A 14531-nucleotide genomic window follows, 5' to 3' on the forward strand; every position below is an offset into this window, starting at 1 on the left:
AAAAGTGTTGATTTTTCCACAGAAACCCAATATTCTTTTCTTTTAAAAAACATCAAAGTTAAAGCCTATTTCTCGGACAAATGCTGTTGTAAATCATAATGACGGTCTATAATTTATGCGTAAATTTATTTACTCAAAATGAATGGTTTATGGATGACTTTCTTGCAGCTCGTGCACAGATGGCAATGTCACTCGGCTTTCACATTATTTTCTCTTGTGTCGGTATGGTAATGCCTTTCCTTATGGCTTTTGCGCACTGGAAATACTTAAAAACAAAAAATGAAGTTTATAAAGGTCTCACCAAAGCATGGAGTAAGGGTGTAGCAATCCTTTTTGCAACCGGAGCCGTTTCCGGAACAATGCTTTCCTTTGAACTGGGACTTCTTTGGCCTGAATTTATGAAACACGCAGGACCGATCTTCGGAATGCCTTTTTCACTGGAAGGAACCGCTTTCTTTATTGAAGCCATCGCTATCGGATTTTTTCTGTACGGATGGGACAGATTTAATAAATGGTTTCATTGGTTCTGCGGATTTTTGGTAGGCTTAAGCGGTTTGGCTTCGGGAATTTTAGTGGTTGCCGCAAACGCGTGGATGAATTCTCCAGCCGGATTTGATTATGTGAACGGACAATATTTAAATATAGATCCTATTAAAGCCATGTTCAATGATGCGTGGTTTCCTCAGGCGTTACACATGACGGTTGCTGCGTTTTGCGCGACTGGATTTGCCGTCGCCGGAGTTCATGCTTTCTTGATTCTAAAGAAAAAAAATGTTGAATTTCATACCAAAGCTTTCAGAATTGCGGCAGGATTTGCTTTGATCGGAGCATTCGGTGCTCCTTTGAGTGGTGATGTTGCTGCAAAATCAGTTGCAAAAAGACAACCTATAAAATTAGCTGCCATGGAAGCCCATTTTGAAACGGAAAAAGGAGCCTCATTTGTGATTGGCGGCATTCCGGATGAGAAAAAAGAAGAGATAAAATATGCCATAAAAATTCCGAAAGTTCTTAGTTTTTTAGTGGCTAATGATTTTAATGCTGAAGTAAAAGGACTAAAAGATTTTCCAAAAGACGAATGGCCTCCGGTCGCGGTTGTGCATTACGCTTTTCAGATCATGATCTTCTTCGGAGTTGTAATGATTATCATTGGAAGCGTTTTTCTGTATGCTACGTTTTTCAGAAAAGAATGGCTTTCCAGAAACTGGCTCCTGAAAACATTTTTATACGCGACCCCTTTCGGATATATTGCTCTGGAAGCGGGATGGACAGTAACTGAAGTCGGAAGACAGCCGTGGATTATTTACGGAATTATGAAAACGGCAGAGGCGGTAACTCCGATGCCGGGAATTCAGTATTCATTTTACTTTTTTACCGCAATTTTTGTCTCATTATCTTTCGTTATTATTTTCCTTTTGACACGACAGATTAAAATGGTTCCTAAATTATATGATCCTACCGATCCAAAGTTTAATTCTAAAAATAAAAAGTCATGATTTATATTGTTATAGGATTTCTCTGGCTATCCATCTGTCTGTATGTAATTTTAGGCGGAGCCGATTTCGGGGCGGGCATTGTGGAAATGTTCACCAGAAAAAAGAACAGACCCAAAACACAGACTTTGATGTACACTTCTATTGCTCCGGTTTGGGAAGCCAATCATATGTGGCTGATTATTGCGATCGTTATTCTTTTTGTCGGCTTTCCTGAGATTTACACCACGCTTTCCACCTATCTTCATATTCCTTTGGTTTTAATGCTGGTAGGAATTATTGCGCGCGGAACAGCTTTTACGTTCCGGCATTATGATGCAGTAGAAGACAGTTGGCAACGCATTTACACACAGATTTTTTACTTTGCGAGTTTACTCACTCCTTTTTTTCTGGGATTAACGGCTGCAGCTACAATCTCTCATTCCATTAATCCGGATGCGACTAACTTTTTAGATTTATATATTTTCAGCTGGCTGAACTGGTTTGGTGTAGCAGTTGGTTTATTTACAGTTTCCATCTGCGCTTATCTTGCTTCCGTTTTTGCATTGAGAGAAACATCCGACCGTTTTGAACTGGGCATGATGATCAGAAAATCCAAACAGACCATGATCTTTGTTGTTGTCGCAGGACTTCTGGTTTTCATCACGGCTTATTTTTCTGATATTCCTTTACTGATGTGGGTTTTCTCAAAACCTTTAGGAATTATGGCTACGGTTTTTGCCACGATTTGCCTGTTCCTGATTCTGAGAGCAATGAATCGCCGTAAACTTTTACCTGTGAGAGCTTTAGCCGGATTTCAGGTGATTATGATTCTGGTTGCCGCAACTTATCAGCATAATCCGAATATTATTTTGTTTGGAAACGGGCAACATCTTTCGCTATTAGAACACGTTGCAGCACCAAAGACTATTTCCGCTTTGGGATGGGCTTTAATGCTGGGATCGTTATTCATCCTTCCTTTTCTATTTTATCTGATGGCTTCGTTCAGTAAACAGAGAAGATAATTTTATATGTATAAAGAGTTTCGGCGCAGCTTTGCTGCGCCGAAACCTTATCATCTATTTTTTAAGCAAAACAATCTCTACCCTTCTGTTCTTCATAAAATCCTCTTCCTTTCTTTCGGGATAAACAACAGGATTGAGATGTCCCATTCCGGTTGCTTTGATGCGCGTGGAAGCAATTCCCTGTTTTTCCAGAAATTCTTTGATGGCATTGGCTCTTGTCCAAGATAGGTTAAATGTTTTCAGATCTAAATCTTCACCATCGAAATTATCATAATCACAGCAGATATGTCCCTGCAATTCTACCTCAACTGTAGAATTATTTTTTAGAATTTCTGCTAACTGCATCAATATACTATTTCCTTTTGGCAGCCATACGTGGCGACCTCCGATAAAATTAACATTTGGTAAAGAAAAAGTTTCTCCGATTTTCATTTCTGAAACTTTTTTGCTGAAAAAACTCTCAAAGGTTTTCCCCAAATGTATTTCTCCGGCAATCATCACCCGATCAATAAATACATCTACCCTTCTGTTTTTACCACGCAGTTCTTCGGTACTGTTGTCATTAATCGGTTTTTCTTTTCCCAATCCTACTACACTTTCCAGCTTGATATTGTTTCCGATTTTTGACTGTAGATATCGATTAACCGCATTTGCGCGATCTTCAGACAGCTTTTTATTGTATTCCGAAGTTCCGGAAATATCACAATTTCCAAAAATTCTGAATTTCAGATTATATCTAAGTTGCGCCAGACTGTCAAGTTTCTTTTGCGCGTCTTTCGTCAGTTTAGAACTGTTGTACTCGAAATAAACCGAACTAAGCATTTGAGCTCTCGTGTTGACGAACAGAAAAATAAGGACGATCAGAATTCTCATCTTATTTAGTTTTTATAAATAACGGAAATTGTACTGAAATAGTTTCTTAAAGTTTACAAAAAGTTCCGGCGGAAGCTTCGCTTCCGCCGGAACTAAATTATTATAAAATAAAATCTTAAACCAGTTTCATCAAAAGAACCTCATCGATCTTCTCCACTTTCACGAGATTATTTTTCGTTAAAGTTTTGGAAGCTTTGTCCCATTTTTTACCGGACAACTGACTTCTTTCTTTCACTTCTGCCAATGTAAAAGGTTCTTCCTGAGAGTTTAAAATTTCAATAATTACTTTTTCATCTTCACCCAGTTCAATTTGAGGAACTGCTTTTTCAGGTCTCATCTGAGGGAAGAATAAAACTTCCTGAATAGATGCGTTATTTGTAAGGAACATAATCAATCTGTCCATTCCGATTCCTAACCCTGAAGTTGGCGGCATTCCGTATTCCAACGCTCTTAAGAAATCCTCATCAATAAACTGTCCTGCTTCGTCGTCTCCTTTTTCGGATAATTTTAACTGATCTTCAAAACGCTCTCTCTGGTCAATCGGATCATTAAGCTCAGAATATGCGTTAGCGATTTCTTTTCCGCAAACCATCAGTTCAAAACGCTCGGTTAAGCCTTCTTTACTTCTGTGCTTTTTCGTAAGCGGTGACATTTCAATAGGATAATCTGTAATGAAAGTCGGTTGAATAAAGTTTCCTTCACATTTTTCACCAAAAATTTCATCAATTAATTTTCCTTTCCCCATCGTTTCATTCACTTCGATTCCGATAGACTTCGCAAAATCGAATAATTCCTGCTCTGTTTTTCCGGTAATATCGAATCCTGTAAATTTAAGAATCGCATCCGTCATGGAAATTCTCTGGTAAGGCGCTTTAAAATCCACTTCATGTTCTCCGAAAGTAGCTTTTGTTGTTCCGTTTACCTGAATGGCACAAAACTCTAATAACTTCTCCGTGAAATCCATCATCCAGTTGTAGTCTTTATACGCTACATAAATTTCCATTGCCGTAAATTCCGGATTGTGCGTTCTGTCCATCCCCTCATTTCTGAAGTTTTTAGAGAATTCATACACCCCGTCAAAACCACCCACGATCAATCTTTTCAGATACAGTTCATTGGCAATTCTTAAATATAAAGGAATATCCAAAGCATTGTGATGCGTAATAAAAGGTCTCGCCGCAGCTCCTCCAGGAATCGACTGTAAAATAGGAGTTTCTACTTCGAAATATCCTGCATCGTTGAAGAATGTTCTCATTGCATTGAACAGTTTTGTTCTTTTTACGAAAACTTCTTTCACCTGAGGATTTACCGTTAAATCTACATAACGCTGTCTGTATCTTAGTTCCGGATCATTGAAAGCATCGTGAACAACACCGTTTTCATCCGTTCTTGGTTGCGGAAGAGGTCTTAAAGATTTCGTTAACAGCGTAAAATTTTTAACCAAAACCGTCTTCTCTCCTACCTGTGTTGTAAACAGCTCTCCTTCTACTCCAATAATATCTCCGATATCTAAAAGGTGCTTGTACACTTCGTTGTATAGAGTTTTATCTTCTCCTGTACAGATTTCGTCTCTGTTGAAGTACACCTGAATTCTTCCTGTAGAATCCTGCAACTCAGCAAAAGAAGCTTTCCCCTGAATTCTTCGCGACATCAGTCTTCCCGCGATCTTTACCTGTTTACTTTCTGCGAAATCCTGTTTTATAGATTCTGTAGTATCTGTAATGATGTATTCATCCGCCGGGAATGCATTAATCCCCATTTCAACAAGCTTATTCAGCTTTTCTCTTCTAATGATTTCTTGTTCTGATAATTGCATTTCTTATTTTTCTAAAAGCGTACAAATTTAGTGATTATTTATAAAATTCTGCTTTAAAGTTGAAGCAAATATTTTACGCTCCAATACATTACTGTATACAGTATATATTAATTAAACTGCTAAATGATCAGATAGCTTTAAACCGAAACTAAGGTTATCTGTCAAAAACAACAGACCTGATATTTTTGTATGAACATAATGTTAAAGCGCAGTTAACGTACAGGAAACGTGTATAGGAAAACAATATTAATTAAAAAGCAAAGATATACTGGAAATTATATTTTTGACTTCAAAAACCAGTCTTTATGCTTGTGAAGATCAACAAAAGTCCAAGCCAATATACGGCTGATTTTCTGTCCCTGAGCCATTTCGATAATTCTGAGATCTGCTGCTTTTATTTTCTTTAAAAGGGGTGTTAATTTACTGAGGTTCTCTTTTTTGGAAACAAGGCAGGTAAACCATAAAACCTGAGATGAGTACAGCGCACTTTCGCGAATCATATTTGTAATGAATGCCAGTTCTCCGCCTTCACACCATAATTCCGACTGTTGTCCTCCGAAGTTCAGTAATGGTTTTTTAACCGTAGATTTTTTAAGATTTTTTGTCTTTCTGAAATTCCCTTTCATGGCAGATTCTTCGGAATCATGAAAAGGCGGATTGCACATCGAAAATGCAAAACGATCTTCTTTATCAATAATATTTTTGAAAATATGTTCAGGTTCCGACTGTTTTTTCAGATGTATGAAAGGGAGTAAATCCGGATTCTGACTTAAAATATATTCTGCATTTTTCAGGGAAATGTCGTTAATATCAGTTCCAAGAATTTTCCACCCGTAAGAACGATGGGCTATTAAAGGATAGACAAGATTTGCTCCTGTCCCGATATCCAGTCCTTTAATATCAGAATTCTGAGGATTTTTTTCACCGATTAAATCGGCAATATAATGAATGTAATCTGCTCTTCCGGGAATCGGCGGACAAAGATTACCATCGGGAATATCCCAACCCTGAACCTTATAAAAGTGCAACAACAACGCTTTATTCAGCAATTTTACAGCCTTCGGAAGACTGAAATTAATTGTTACACTTTGATAAGCGTTCACAAAAACATAATGTTTTAGTTCCGGTACACAGGAAATCAGCTTTTCGAAATCATAAGGATCACGATGCAGATTTCTTGGATGTAAAGCAGACTTTTCAGTCATCAATTATTTTTTCAGACTTAAAATATACTGTACCATTTTTTTGGCATCTTCTTTCGATACCTGTGGATGTGGAGACATCGGAACGCCTCCCCAAACTCCGCTTCCGCCTTCTATAATCTTGGAAGCAAGCATTTCTGCATCCTTTTCAGAATACTTTTCTGCTATTTCCTGATAAGAAGGCCCTATCATTCTTTCATTCACCGCATGACATCCGGAACAGTCCAGCGTTTCAATAATTTTGTCGCCGGAAAGATTACTTTTCGCCGGTTCATTCATTGTTGTGGCTTCGGGAGAAGCCGCGTCAAGAGGTGTATTTTCTTTTTTGGAACAGGAAAACATCAGCATTGCCAGACATCCTGTCAAAAACAGATTTTTCATTATTTTTTTGTAAGAGTATCTGCTTTAGCTTCAGCTGCAGGAAGAGATTCTGCGGCATTTACTTTTGCTGCTTCAGTTTTTTTGGCAGTAGAATCCACCACAGTTGGAGCATCCGGCTCTGGCAACATCGTGTTGCTGTCCTGTAAGTCATGATTTGGCTTTTTAGAGCAGCTAGCTGCCAATAAACCACCGATAAACGCGATTGCTAATACTTTTTTCATTATTTTTCCTATAAAATTTAGACAAAAATATAAAAAATAAACTTTCAAGCTTATGATAAACCTCCATTTTTAAAGATATTTCATTAAATTTTTTCTGATAAAACATTTTTTCTGATTAGTGAAAGCCATCAGTTTTCAGATTAAGTTTTTTGATGGTCTGTTATTAATCATATTGCTTTTTAACGCAAAGGTTCGCTAAGATTCTTTTATATGCCGACTGTTTTTGAGCTTGCAAAGCTACTTCGACAGGCTCAGTATAAACTATTCACTCAGCAAAGAACTCAAAGGTTTTTTAATGATGACAAATTGCGGACAACCATAAAAGTTTTTTTTAATTTCATAATTTTTTTGTTTTCATATTAAAAAAATTATATACATTTGTACTATGGTTAACAACAAAAATATGTGGTGGTGGCATTCAAACTCTTCGTCGGGTCTGATGTTATTGTCATGTTGTTAATGCTAAACAACCAACAGAAATAATTTATAACAAATAATAAAGACTTTGACGTAATCGTTGAAGTCTTTTTTTTGTTTCATCCATTTTAAAATTCAACTGCAATGTTCAGTAAAAAGATAAAAATAAAAACCGTTTCCAAAAAAACACTCGGAGATCTTCAGACTCCGATGAATATCTATCTGCAGATTCGCGACAAATTCAGAGATACCATTCTTCTGGAAAGTTCAGATTCTAAAAATATCGATAACAACTTCTCTTTCATTGCCATCAATGCGATTGCAGGAATTGAAATTAAAAATTTAAATGATTTTGAAATAAAACTTCCGGGACAGGAACCTGTAAAACAATTTATCATTGAAAATAAAATTGAAGATGTTTTTCAGAATTTCTCAGATCTTTTCGAATGCGAAAAAACGGCAGATCCTATAGAACAGACGGCACAAAGTCTTTTCGGATATACCAGTTTCGAGGCAGTTCAGTTTTTTGAAAATATTCAGTTCAAAGCACAGAGTCCCGAAGTTGAAATACCGATTCTTCGGTACCGATTATATCAATATGTTATTGCCATCAATCATTACAACGACGAAATGCATATCATTGAAAACCAGATGGAAGGTGTAAAATCTGAATTTTACCTTCTTGAAAGCTTAATCAAGAATCTGAATTCCGTAATTTATCCTTTCGAAAAAGAAGGAGCAGAAACTTCTAATATTACGGATGAAGAATATATTGAACTCGTAAAAACAGCCCAGAAACACTGCATGAGAGGCGATGTTTTTCAATTGGTTTTAAGCAGAAGATTTCAGCAGAAATTTAAAGGAGATGAATTCAATGTCTACCGTGCATTAAGAAACATCAATCCTTCCCCTTATTTATTTTTCTTCGATTATGGCAATTACAAACTCTTCGGTTCAAGCCCTGAAAGCCAGTTAATCATCAAAAACAACAAAGCCGTTATTCATCCGATTGCCGGAACATTCAAACGAACAGGACATTTTGAAACGGATCTCCAGTCTATCGAAAATTTAAAAAACGATGAAAAAGAAAATGCAGAACACACGATGCTTGTGGATCTTGCAAGGAATGATCTTGGAAAGCTCGGAAAAAATGTAACGGTAACCAAATTAAAGGAAATACAGCTTTTCTCCCACGTTATACACATGGTAAGCGAAGTGACAGCGGATCTGCAGGAAAATGTAAATCCTTTCGAAATGGTGGCAACAACTTTTCCGCAGGGAACTTTAAGCGGAGCCCCGAAACACAGAGCGTTGCAGTTAATTAACCAGTATGAAAAAGATTCCAGAGGTTATTATGGCGGTTGCATCGGAATGATTGGACTGAACGGAGACTGCAATCAGGCAATTATGATCCGTACTTTTTTAAGCAAAAACAATACGCTGTATTATCAGGCAGGAGCCGGACTTGTAGCAAAATCCAACCCCGAAAGTGAGCTTCAGGAAGTAAACAATAAACTGAATGCCCTGAAAAAAGCAGTGGAAAAAGCGGAGAAATTAGTGAATAGTTGATTGAGTTTAGTTGACAGAATTTAGATGTCTGGACTGAATCCAGAAAACTATCAAATCTAATTTATGATGCAATTAAAAATTGTCTAAAAGAAGAAGTTTTAATTCTTTGCAAAAAATTGATAAACGGATTTATTAATTATTACAGAAAAAAATAAAAATGAATAATACAGAACCATCAACAAACAACCAAAAGCCATCAGCTAAAGTTCTTGTATTCGATAACTACGACAGCTTTACCTACAATCTGGTTCAGATTATCGAGAGAGTTTTGGATACCAAAGTGGATGTGGTAAAGAATGACCAGATCAGTCTGGAAGAAATCGATCAGTACGATAAAATAGTACTTTCACCCGGTCCCGGAATTCCGGAAGAAGCCGGAATTTTATTGGATCTGATCAAAGAATACGCTCCTACAAAAAGCATTTTAGGCGTATGTCTCGGTCAGCAGGCAATTGCAGAAGCTTTTGGAGGAAGTTTAACCAATCTTTCCGAAATTTTTCATGGAGTGGCAACTTCCGCAGATTTCGTAAAAGAAGATACCAAAATTTTTAAAAATCTATCCAGCGGAATTGAAGTCGGAAGATACCACAGCTGGGTTGTTAACCGCGAAGATTTACCGGAAGAACTGGAAATTACCGCAGTAGACAAAGATGGAATGATTATGGCGTTACAGCACAAAAAATATGATGTTCACGGCGTACAGTTTCATCCGGAAAGCATTCTTACTCCGCAGGGAGAAATTATCATCAAAAATTTTCTACTCAATTGAAAACAGCACAAATTCCCTCAACCATAAAACCTCCACAAATGAAAGAGATCCTGCAATACCTTTTTAATCATCATACCTTGTCCAAATCTGAGGCAAAGGCGATTATGATTGAGATTGCCCAGAATAAATTCAATGCAACCGAAGTTACGGCTTTTATAAGTGTTTTCCTCATGCGAAATATCACACTTAAAGAGCTCGAAGGCTTTCGTGAAGCCCTTCTGCAAATGGCAGTTCCCGTAAACATCGATTCCGGAGATGCCATTGATATTGTAGGAACGGGCGGTGACGGAAAAAACACCATCAATATTTCAACTTTATCAAGTTTTGTAGTCGCAGGAGCGGGACAGAAAGTAACGAAACACGGAAATTACGGAGCTTCCACCATCACCGGATCTTCCAATGTACTGGAAGAACTGGGCTATGAATTCAAAAACAGTTCGGAAAAACTTCAGGAAGATCTTGAAAAAGCCAACATCTGCTTTTTACATGCCCCCTATTTTCATCCGGCACTTCAATCGGTTGGTGCGTTGCGAAGAGCTTTAGGTCTAAGAACTTTTTTCAACCTTCTCGGTCCGCTTGTAAATCCTGCAAAACCTCAGTTTTCCATGATCGGCGTTTACAATCTGGAAATTGCCAGAATTTACCAGTATCTTTTGCAGAAGGACAACTGTGATTTTATCCTTGTTCATGGGATGGACGGCTACGACGAGATCAGCCTTACCCACGACAGTAAAATTATTACCAAAAAAGGAGAAGAAGTGTATTCCACAGAAGATCTTGGTTTTGATTCTATCACGCATGAAAGCATAAAAGCAGGCGAAACACCCCAAGAAACGGCAAAAATTTTCAGAAATATTCTTCAGGGAAAAGGAACGGAACAACAGAATGCCGTTGTATTGGCAAATGCAGCAGTTGCCCTTTATCACACCGATAAATTCGGAAGTTATGAAGATTGCCTTTTGATGGCGAAAGAAAGTTTACTTGGAGGAAAAGCATTAAGAAGTCTGCAACTTCTTTTGGAATAATGAAATTGATTATGAATATTTTAGATAAAATCATACAAAGAAAAAAAGAAGAAATTTCCTTCTCGAAATCGAACACTTCAGTCTCAGCATTGAAGGAATCTGAATTTTTCGGAAGAGAAAATTTTTCACTGAAAGAAAGCTTAAAAAAGAGAAGCGGAATCATTGCCGAATTCAAAAGACAGTCACCCTCAAAAGGAATTATTAATGATAGAGTTTCACCTTTAGAAGTGGTTTCCGCATATGAACAATTTGGAGCGAGCGGAATCTCTATTTTAACGGATCGGGATTTTTTCGGAGGAAGTTCTGAGGATATTCTGAGTGTAAGAAATTCTGTAAATATTCCGATTTTGCGAAAAGATTTCATGATTGATGAATATCAGTTTTATGAAGCCAAAAGCATCGGTGCCGATGTTATTTTGCTGATTGCAGCCTGTCTTTCACCACAACAGGTTTCAGAATTTACGGAGCTTTCTCATGAGTTGGGATTGGAAGTTTTACTGGAAATCCATACCGAAGAAGAGTTGAAACACATCCACAAAAACATTGATCTTGTGGGAATTAACAACAGAAACTTGAAAGATTTTAAAGTAGATCTGCAACATTCCGTTAATTTGAAAAATCAGCTTCCGAAAGATATTCTGTCTGTTGCCGAAAGCGGAATTTACAACGAAGAAGATTTCAGATACTTAAAAAATGAAGGTTTCGACGGATTTCTGATGGGCGAATATTTTATGAAACATGAAAATCCCGGAAAAAAATTAGCTGAATTTATTTCGAATACAGGAATTTAAAAATCAGATTATGAAATCAACAGACAACAATCTATTGACGAATAAAACCGCTCCGAAGCTAAAAGTTTGCGGATTAACCCAATCTGATCAGATTCAAAAGTTAATATCTTTACAGACAGACTTTCTTGGTTTTATCTTTTATGAAAAATCGCTCAGGTATGTTTTGAAACATTTGAATCCGGAACAGATTTCAGCAATTGAACACTCTGGAAAAGTCGGTGTTTTTGTGAATGAAAATTTAGAAAAGATAATTGAAACAGCAGAAAAAGCTAAACTGAATTTCATACAGCTTCACGGCGATGAAGATGAAAATTTTATTACAGAATTAAGAAAAAAATTAAATTCTGAAATCAAAATCATCAAAGTAATCCGAATCGGAAATCAAAACTCTGATGAGCTTCAGAAAACAATCAATCAATATGCGCAAACAAACGATTATATTCTTTTCGATACCGATTCAAAAACATTTGGAGGAACAGGAAAGACCTTCGACTGGAATCTGTTAAACAACATTGAAATTCCCTTTCCCTATTTTTTAAGTGGCGGAATTTCAGAAGAAAATACAGAAAACATAAGCATTTTAAAACAAAAGCCTTTTGCTCTGGACATCAATTCGAGGTTTGAAACAGAACCCGGAGTTAAAAACATCAATCAGATAAAAATATTTAAAGAAAAACTGATCTGATCATAAATTAAAACACAAAATTTGTTTAAACTCATTTTAAAATTAACCGCAAAAGACAAAAGACTTATTGAATTAATATAAAGCATTTCAAAAGTCTGCAAAGAAAAAAAATCTTTGATTTTTTTAAACTTATGTGCTCTTTTTTCCATTTAAGTAGTAAACTTAAACAACTAAGGTGTTTAAATCTTTTGTGGTAAAAAAGTTTAAACAAGCTTACAATAAAAAAACAAAAAGCATTGAAAAAATATTATTCGAGAAAACTGAAGCTTTTAAAATTTAAGAAATTAAATCTTGAAGAGATCGGAAAATCCGTTCACAGAGTCCTGTTTTCTCAAAAATTTGAAAATGAAAAAGTAGAAAGACTGCATGATTTTGTCTCTGAAAATGACAGCAATACAGAATATTGGTACATCGGAGGATTATTAAGTGATTTCATCGAAATCATTAAAAATTTTCACAAAGAAGATGTCGAATATTTCTTTAAAACCATTCATTTCTGGGACAGCTATCATTTGGTGGTGATTGCCGATAAATTGCTCGACAGCAACGTAAAAGCCAGTGTGAAATATGATTTCGGAATCGTTTACTGTAAAATTTTCTGCCTGTATGAGAAATTCGATTCTTATTATCTTGTTGATAATCTTGAAATTGCGATTACCATGTACAACTCGAAATTAGATTTAGATATTTTAATAGATTTAACTGCAAAACTGCATCTGCTGCATCAGAACAAACAGATCAGCAAACAGCAGTTTGATTATAACCTTTCACTGATAAATACATTACAAAATGAATTATAGAAACCCCGACGAACACGGATATTATGGAGAATTCGGAGGCGCTTTCATCCCGGAAATGCTCTACCCGAACGTAGAGGAACTGCAAAAAAACTATCTTGACATTATTGAATCTGAAGATTTTCAACAGGAATATCAGGATTTGTTAAAAAATTACGTAGGACGTGCAACACCACTGTATTTTGCGAAAAATTTAAGCCGGAAATACAACACCAAAATTTACTTAAAAAGAGAAGATCTCAACCACACCGGAGCGCATAAAATCAATAACGCTTTAGGACAGGTTTTGTTGGCAAAACGTCTCGGAAAAAACAGAATCATTGCCGAAACCGGAGCCGGACAGCACGGCGTTGCCACCGCTACAGCCTGCGCGCTTCTGGGACTGGAATGCATCGTTTACATGGGCGAAGTCGATATCCAGAGACAGGCTCCCAATGTCGCAAGAATGAAAATGCTCGGCGCAAAAGTCGTTCCCGCAACTTCAGGTTCCAAAACCCTGAAAGACGCTGTAAATGAAGCCTTAAGAGACTGGATCAACAATCCCGTGACCACTCATTACGTGATCGGAAGTGTGGTCGGTCCGCATCCTTTTCCGGATCTTGTGGCGAGATTTCAGAGTGTGATTTCAAAAGAAATAAAAGAACAGCTTCTGGAACAGACCGGAAAAGAAAATCCAGATTACATCATTGCCTGCGTTGGCGGCGGAAGCAATGCAGCAGGCGCTTTTTACCATTTTGTAAACGAAAAAGACGTGAAAATTATCGCTGCTGAAGCAGGAGGTTTCGGTGTAGAATCCGGAAAATCTGCCGCAACGACTTTTCTGGGAACTTTAGGCATTCTTCACGGAAGCAAAAGTCTCGTGATGCAGACCAATGACGGACAGGTTATCGAGCCCCACTCCATTTCCGCAGGGCTGGATTATCCCGGAATCGGACCTTTTCACGCGAATTTGTTCAGGGAACAAAGAGCAGAATTTTTCAGCATCAACGACGATGAAGCCCTGAAATCAGCGTTCGAACTCACCAAACTCGAAGGCATCATTCCCGCTCTGGAAAGCTCTCACGCGCTCGCAGTTTTCGACAAAAAGAAATTCAACGAAGACGATATTGTGGTCATTTGTCTCAGCGGTCGCGGAGATAAAGACATGGAAACGTATTTGAAACATTTGTAAAATAATTCGGGCGATAATTTCCGTCTTCCACTCCCGCTTTTTTGTTCCGCTTTGCTGCACAAAAAGAGCTCCGTTCAAGCCGGATCGCATCGTCAACATCAAAAATAATTTTTGTCATTACGAAGAACTGATGAACTTACACTTTATTTAACCATAAAAGTCATAAAAGATAAACTAAATGATTAGTGTTTATCAATAAAAAGATCTCAACAGCTTTCAAAAAATCTTTGATTTTTTACACTTTTGAAAACTAATGTTATCAACCTTATCTTTATAAATATCTTTTGCACCTTTTGCGGTTAAACTAAAAAACCATTTTA

The 14531-nt window shown here is 37.1% G+C and carries 14 protein-coding genes; 9 read left to right on the plus strand and 5 right to left on the minus strand.

What is annotated here, in order from left to right; all coding sequences use genetic code 11:
• The first annotated feature begins 149 nt into the window (after positions 1–149).
• Together AC52CF_RS13490 and AC52CF_RS13495 are read left to right on the plus strand one after the other, a co-directional pair.
• Complete coding sequence (locus AC52CF_RS13490) at positions 150–1493, plus strand: cytochrome ubiquinol oxidase subunit I (protein WP_496517265.1); 1344 nt, start codon at positions 150–152, stop codon at positions 1491–1493.
• The gene (locus AC52CF_RS13495) at positions 1490–2494 is read left to right on the plus strand and encodes a cytochrome d ubiquinol oxidase subunit II (RefSeq protein ID WP_214589226.1); all 1005 of its coding nucleotides are present in this window, start codon (positions 1490–1492) and stop codon (positions 2492–2494) included. The genes AC52CF_RS13490 and AC52CF_RS13495 overlap by 4 nt, the downstream gene beginning before the upstream one ends.
• Before the next feature lie 54 nt (positions 2495–2548).
• On the opposite strand, the gene AC52CF_RS13500 is transcribed toward AC52CF_RS13495, so the two are convergent.
• The 5 genes from AC52CF_RS13500 to AC52CF_RS13520 form a co-directional block, all read right to left on the minus strand.
• On the minus strand, positions 2549–3367 hold the full coding sequence (locus AC52CF_RS13500; protein WP_336734376.1) for an OmpA family protein: 819 nt from the start codon (positions 3365–3367) through the stop codon (positions 2549–2551).
• A 115-nt stretch (positions 3368–3482) separates the two neighbouring features.
• On the minus strand, positions 3483–5183 hold the full coding sequence (lysS, locus tag AC52CF_RS13505) for a lysine--tRNA ligase (protein ID WP_496517266.1): 1701 nt from the start codon (positions 5181–5183) through the stop codon (positions 3483–3485).
• A 275-nt stretch (positions 5184–5458) separates the two neighbouring features.
• Positions 5459–6388, minus strand: a complete 930-nt coding sequence (gene rlmF / locus AC52CF_RS13510) for a 23S rRNA (adenine(1618)-N(6))-methyltransferase RlmF (protein WP_496517267.1) — start codon at positions 6386–6388, stop codon at positions 5459–5461.
• A 3-nt stretch (positions 6389–6391) separates the two neighbouring features.
• A complete protein-coding gene (locus AC52CF_RS13515; protein ID WP_496517268.1) occupies positions 6392–6766 on the minus strand; it encodes a c-type cytochrome in 375 nt (124 codons plus the stop codon).
• Complete coding sequence (locus AC52CF_RS13520) at positions 6766–6987, minus strand: hypothetical protein (protein WP_076393272.1); 222 nt, start codon at positions 6985–6987, stop codon at positions 6766–6768. The genes AC52CF_RS13515 and AC52CF_RS13520 overlap by 1 nt, the downstream gene beginning before the upstream one ends.
• A 561-nt stretch (positions 6988–7548) precedes the next feature.
• Here AC52CF_RS13520 and AC52CF_RS13525 point away from each other — a divergent pair.
• The 7 genes from AC52CF_RS13525 to trpB all read left to right on the plus strand — a co-directional run bounded on the left by AC52CF_RS13525 (position 7549) and on the right by trpB (position 14211).
• The gene (locus AC52CF_RS13525; RefSeq protein WP_076393271.1) at positions 7549–8973 is read left to right on the plus strand and encodes an anthranilate synthase component I family protein; all 1425 of its coding nucleotides are present in this window, start codon (positions 7549–7551) and stop codon (positions 8971–8973) included.
• A gap of 157 nt (positions 8974–9130) precedes the next feature.
• Positions 9131–9742: an anthranilate synthase component II gene (locus AC52CF_RS13530; RefSeq protein ID WP_076393270.1), complete on the plus strand. Its 612-nt coding sequence runs from the start codon at positions 9131–9133 to the stop codon at positions 9740–9742.
• Between the two features lie 38 nt (positions 9743–9780).
• On the plus strand, positions 9781–10767 hold the full coding sequence (gene trpD, locus AC52CF_RS13535; protein ID WP_214591206.1) for an anthranilate phosphoribosyltransferase: 987 nt from the start codon (positions 9781–9783) through the stop codon (positions 10765–10767).
• A gap of 11 nt (positions 10768–10778) precedes the next feature.
• Positions 10779–11558, plus strand: a complete 780-nt coding sequence (gene trpC, locus AC52CF_RS13540) for an indole-3-glycerol phosphate synthase TrpC (RefSeq protein ID WP_214589220.1) — start codon at positions 10779–10781, stop codon at positions 11556–11558.
• Positions 11559–11568: 10 nt separating this feature from the next.
• Positions 11569–12243 carry a phosphoribosylanthranilate isomerase gene (locus AC52CF_RS13545; RefSeq protein WP_214589219.1) on the plus strand — a complete coding sequence of 225 codons (675 nt, stop codon included), beginning with the start codon at positions 11569–11571 and terminating at the stop codon, positions 12241–12243.
• 236 nt (positions 12244–12479) lie between these two features.
• A complete protein-coding gene (locus AC52CF_RS13550) occupies positions 12480–13043 on the plus strand; it encodes a hypothetical protein (RefSeq protein ID WP_214589218.1) in 564 nt (187 codons plus the stop codon).
• Positions 13033–14211: a tryptophan synthase subunit beta gene (gene trpB / locus AC52CF_RS13555; RefSeq protein WP_214589217.1), complete on the plus strand. Its 1179-nt coding sequence runs from the start codon at positions 13033–13035 to the stop codon at positions 14209–14211. The genes AC52CF_RS13550 and trpB overlap by 11 nt, the downstream gene beginning before the upstream one ends.
• Positions 14212–14531 lie beyond the last annotated feature (320 nt).

The sequence above is a fragment of the Chryseobacterium sp. 2P genome (assembly GCF_059579425.1).

Bases quoted from the DNA above. Each gene is read 5' to 3' on its own strand.
- AC52CF_RS13490 (WP_496517265.1), top strand. From the start codon at position 150: ATGGATGACTTTCTTGCAGCTCGTGCACAGATGGCAATGTCACTCGGC.
- AC52CF_RS13495 (WP_214589226.1), top strand. From the start codon at position 1,490: ATGATTTATATTGTTATAGGATTTCTCTGGCTATCCATCTGTCTGTAT.
- AC52CF_RS13500 (WP_336734376.1), bottom strand. From the start codon at position 3,367: ATGAGAATTCTGATCGTCCTTATTTTTCTGTTCGTCAACACGAGAGCT.
- lysS (WP_496517266.1), bottom strand. From the start codon at position 5,183: ATGCAATTATCAGAACAAGAAATCATTAGAAGAGAAAAGCTGAATAAG.
- rlmF (WP_496517267.1), bottom strand. From the start codon at position 6,388: ATGACTGAAAAGTCTGCTTTACATCCAAGAAATCTGCATCGTGATCCT.
- AC52CF_RS13515 (WP_496517268.1), bottom strand. From the start codon at position 6,766: ATGAAAAATCTGTTTTTGACAGGATGTCTGGCAATGCTGATGTTTTCC.
- AC52CF_RS13520 (WP_076393272.1), bottom strand. From the start codon at position 6,987: ATGAAAAAAGTATTAGCAATCGCGTTTATCGGTGGTTTATTGGCAGCT.
- AC52CF_RS13525 (WP_076393271.1), top strand. From the start codon at position 7,549: ATGTTCAGTAAAAAGATAAAAATAAAAACCGTTTCCAAAAAAACACTC.
- AC52CF_RS13530 (WP_076393270.1), top strand. From the start codon at position 9,131: ATGAATAATACAGAACCATCAACAAACAACCAAAAGCCATCAGCTAAA.
- trpD (WP_214591206.1), top strand. From the start codon at position 9,781: ATGAAAGAGATCCTGCAATACCTTTTTAATCATCATACCTTGTCCAAA.
- trpC (WP_214589220.1), top strand. From the start codon at position 10,779: ATGAATATTTTAGATAAAATCATACAAAGAAAAAAAGAAGAAATTTCC.
- AC52CF_RS13545 (WP_214589219.1), top strand. From the start codon at position 11,569: ATGAAATCAACAGACAACAATCTATTGACGAATAAAACCGCTCCGAAG.
- trpB (WP_214589217.1), top strand. From the start codon at position 13,033: ATGAATTATAGAAACCCCGACGAACACGGATATTATGGAGAATTCGGA.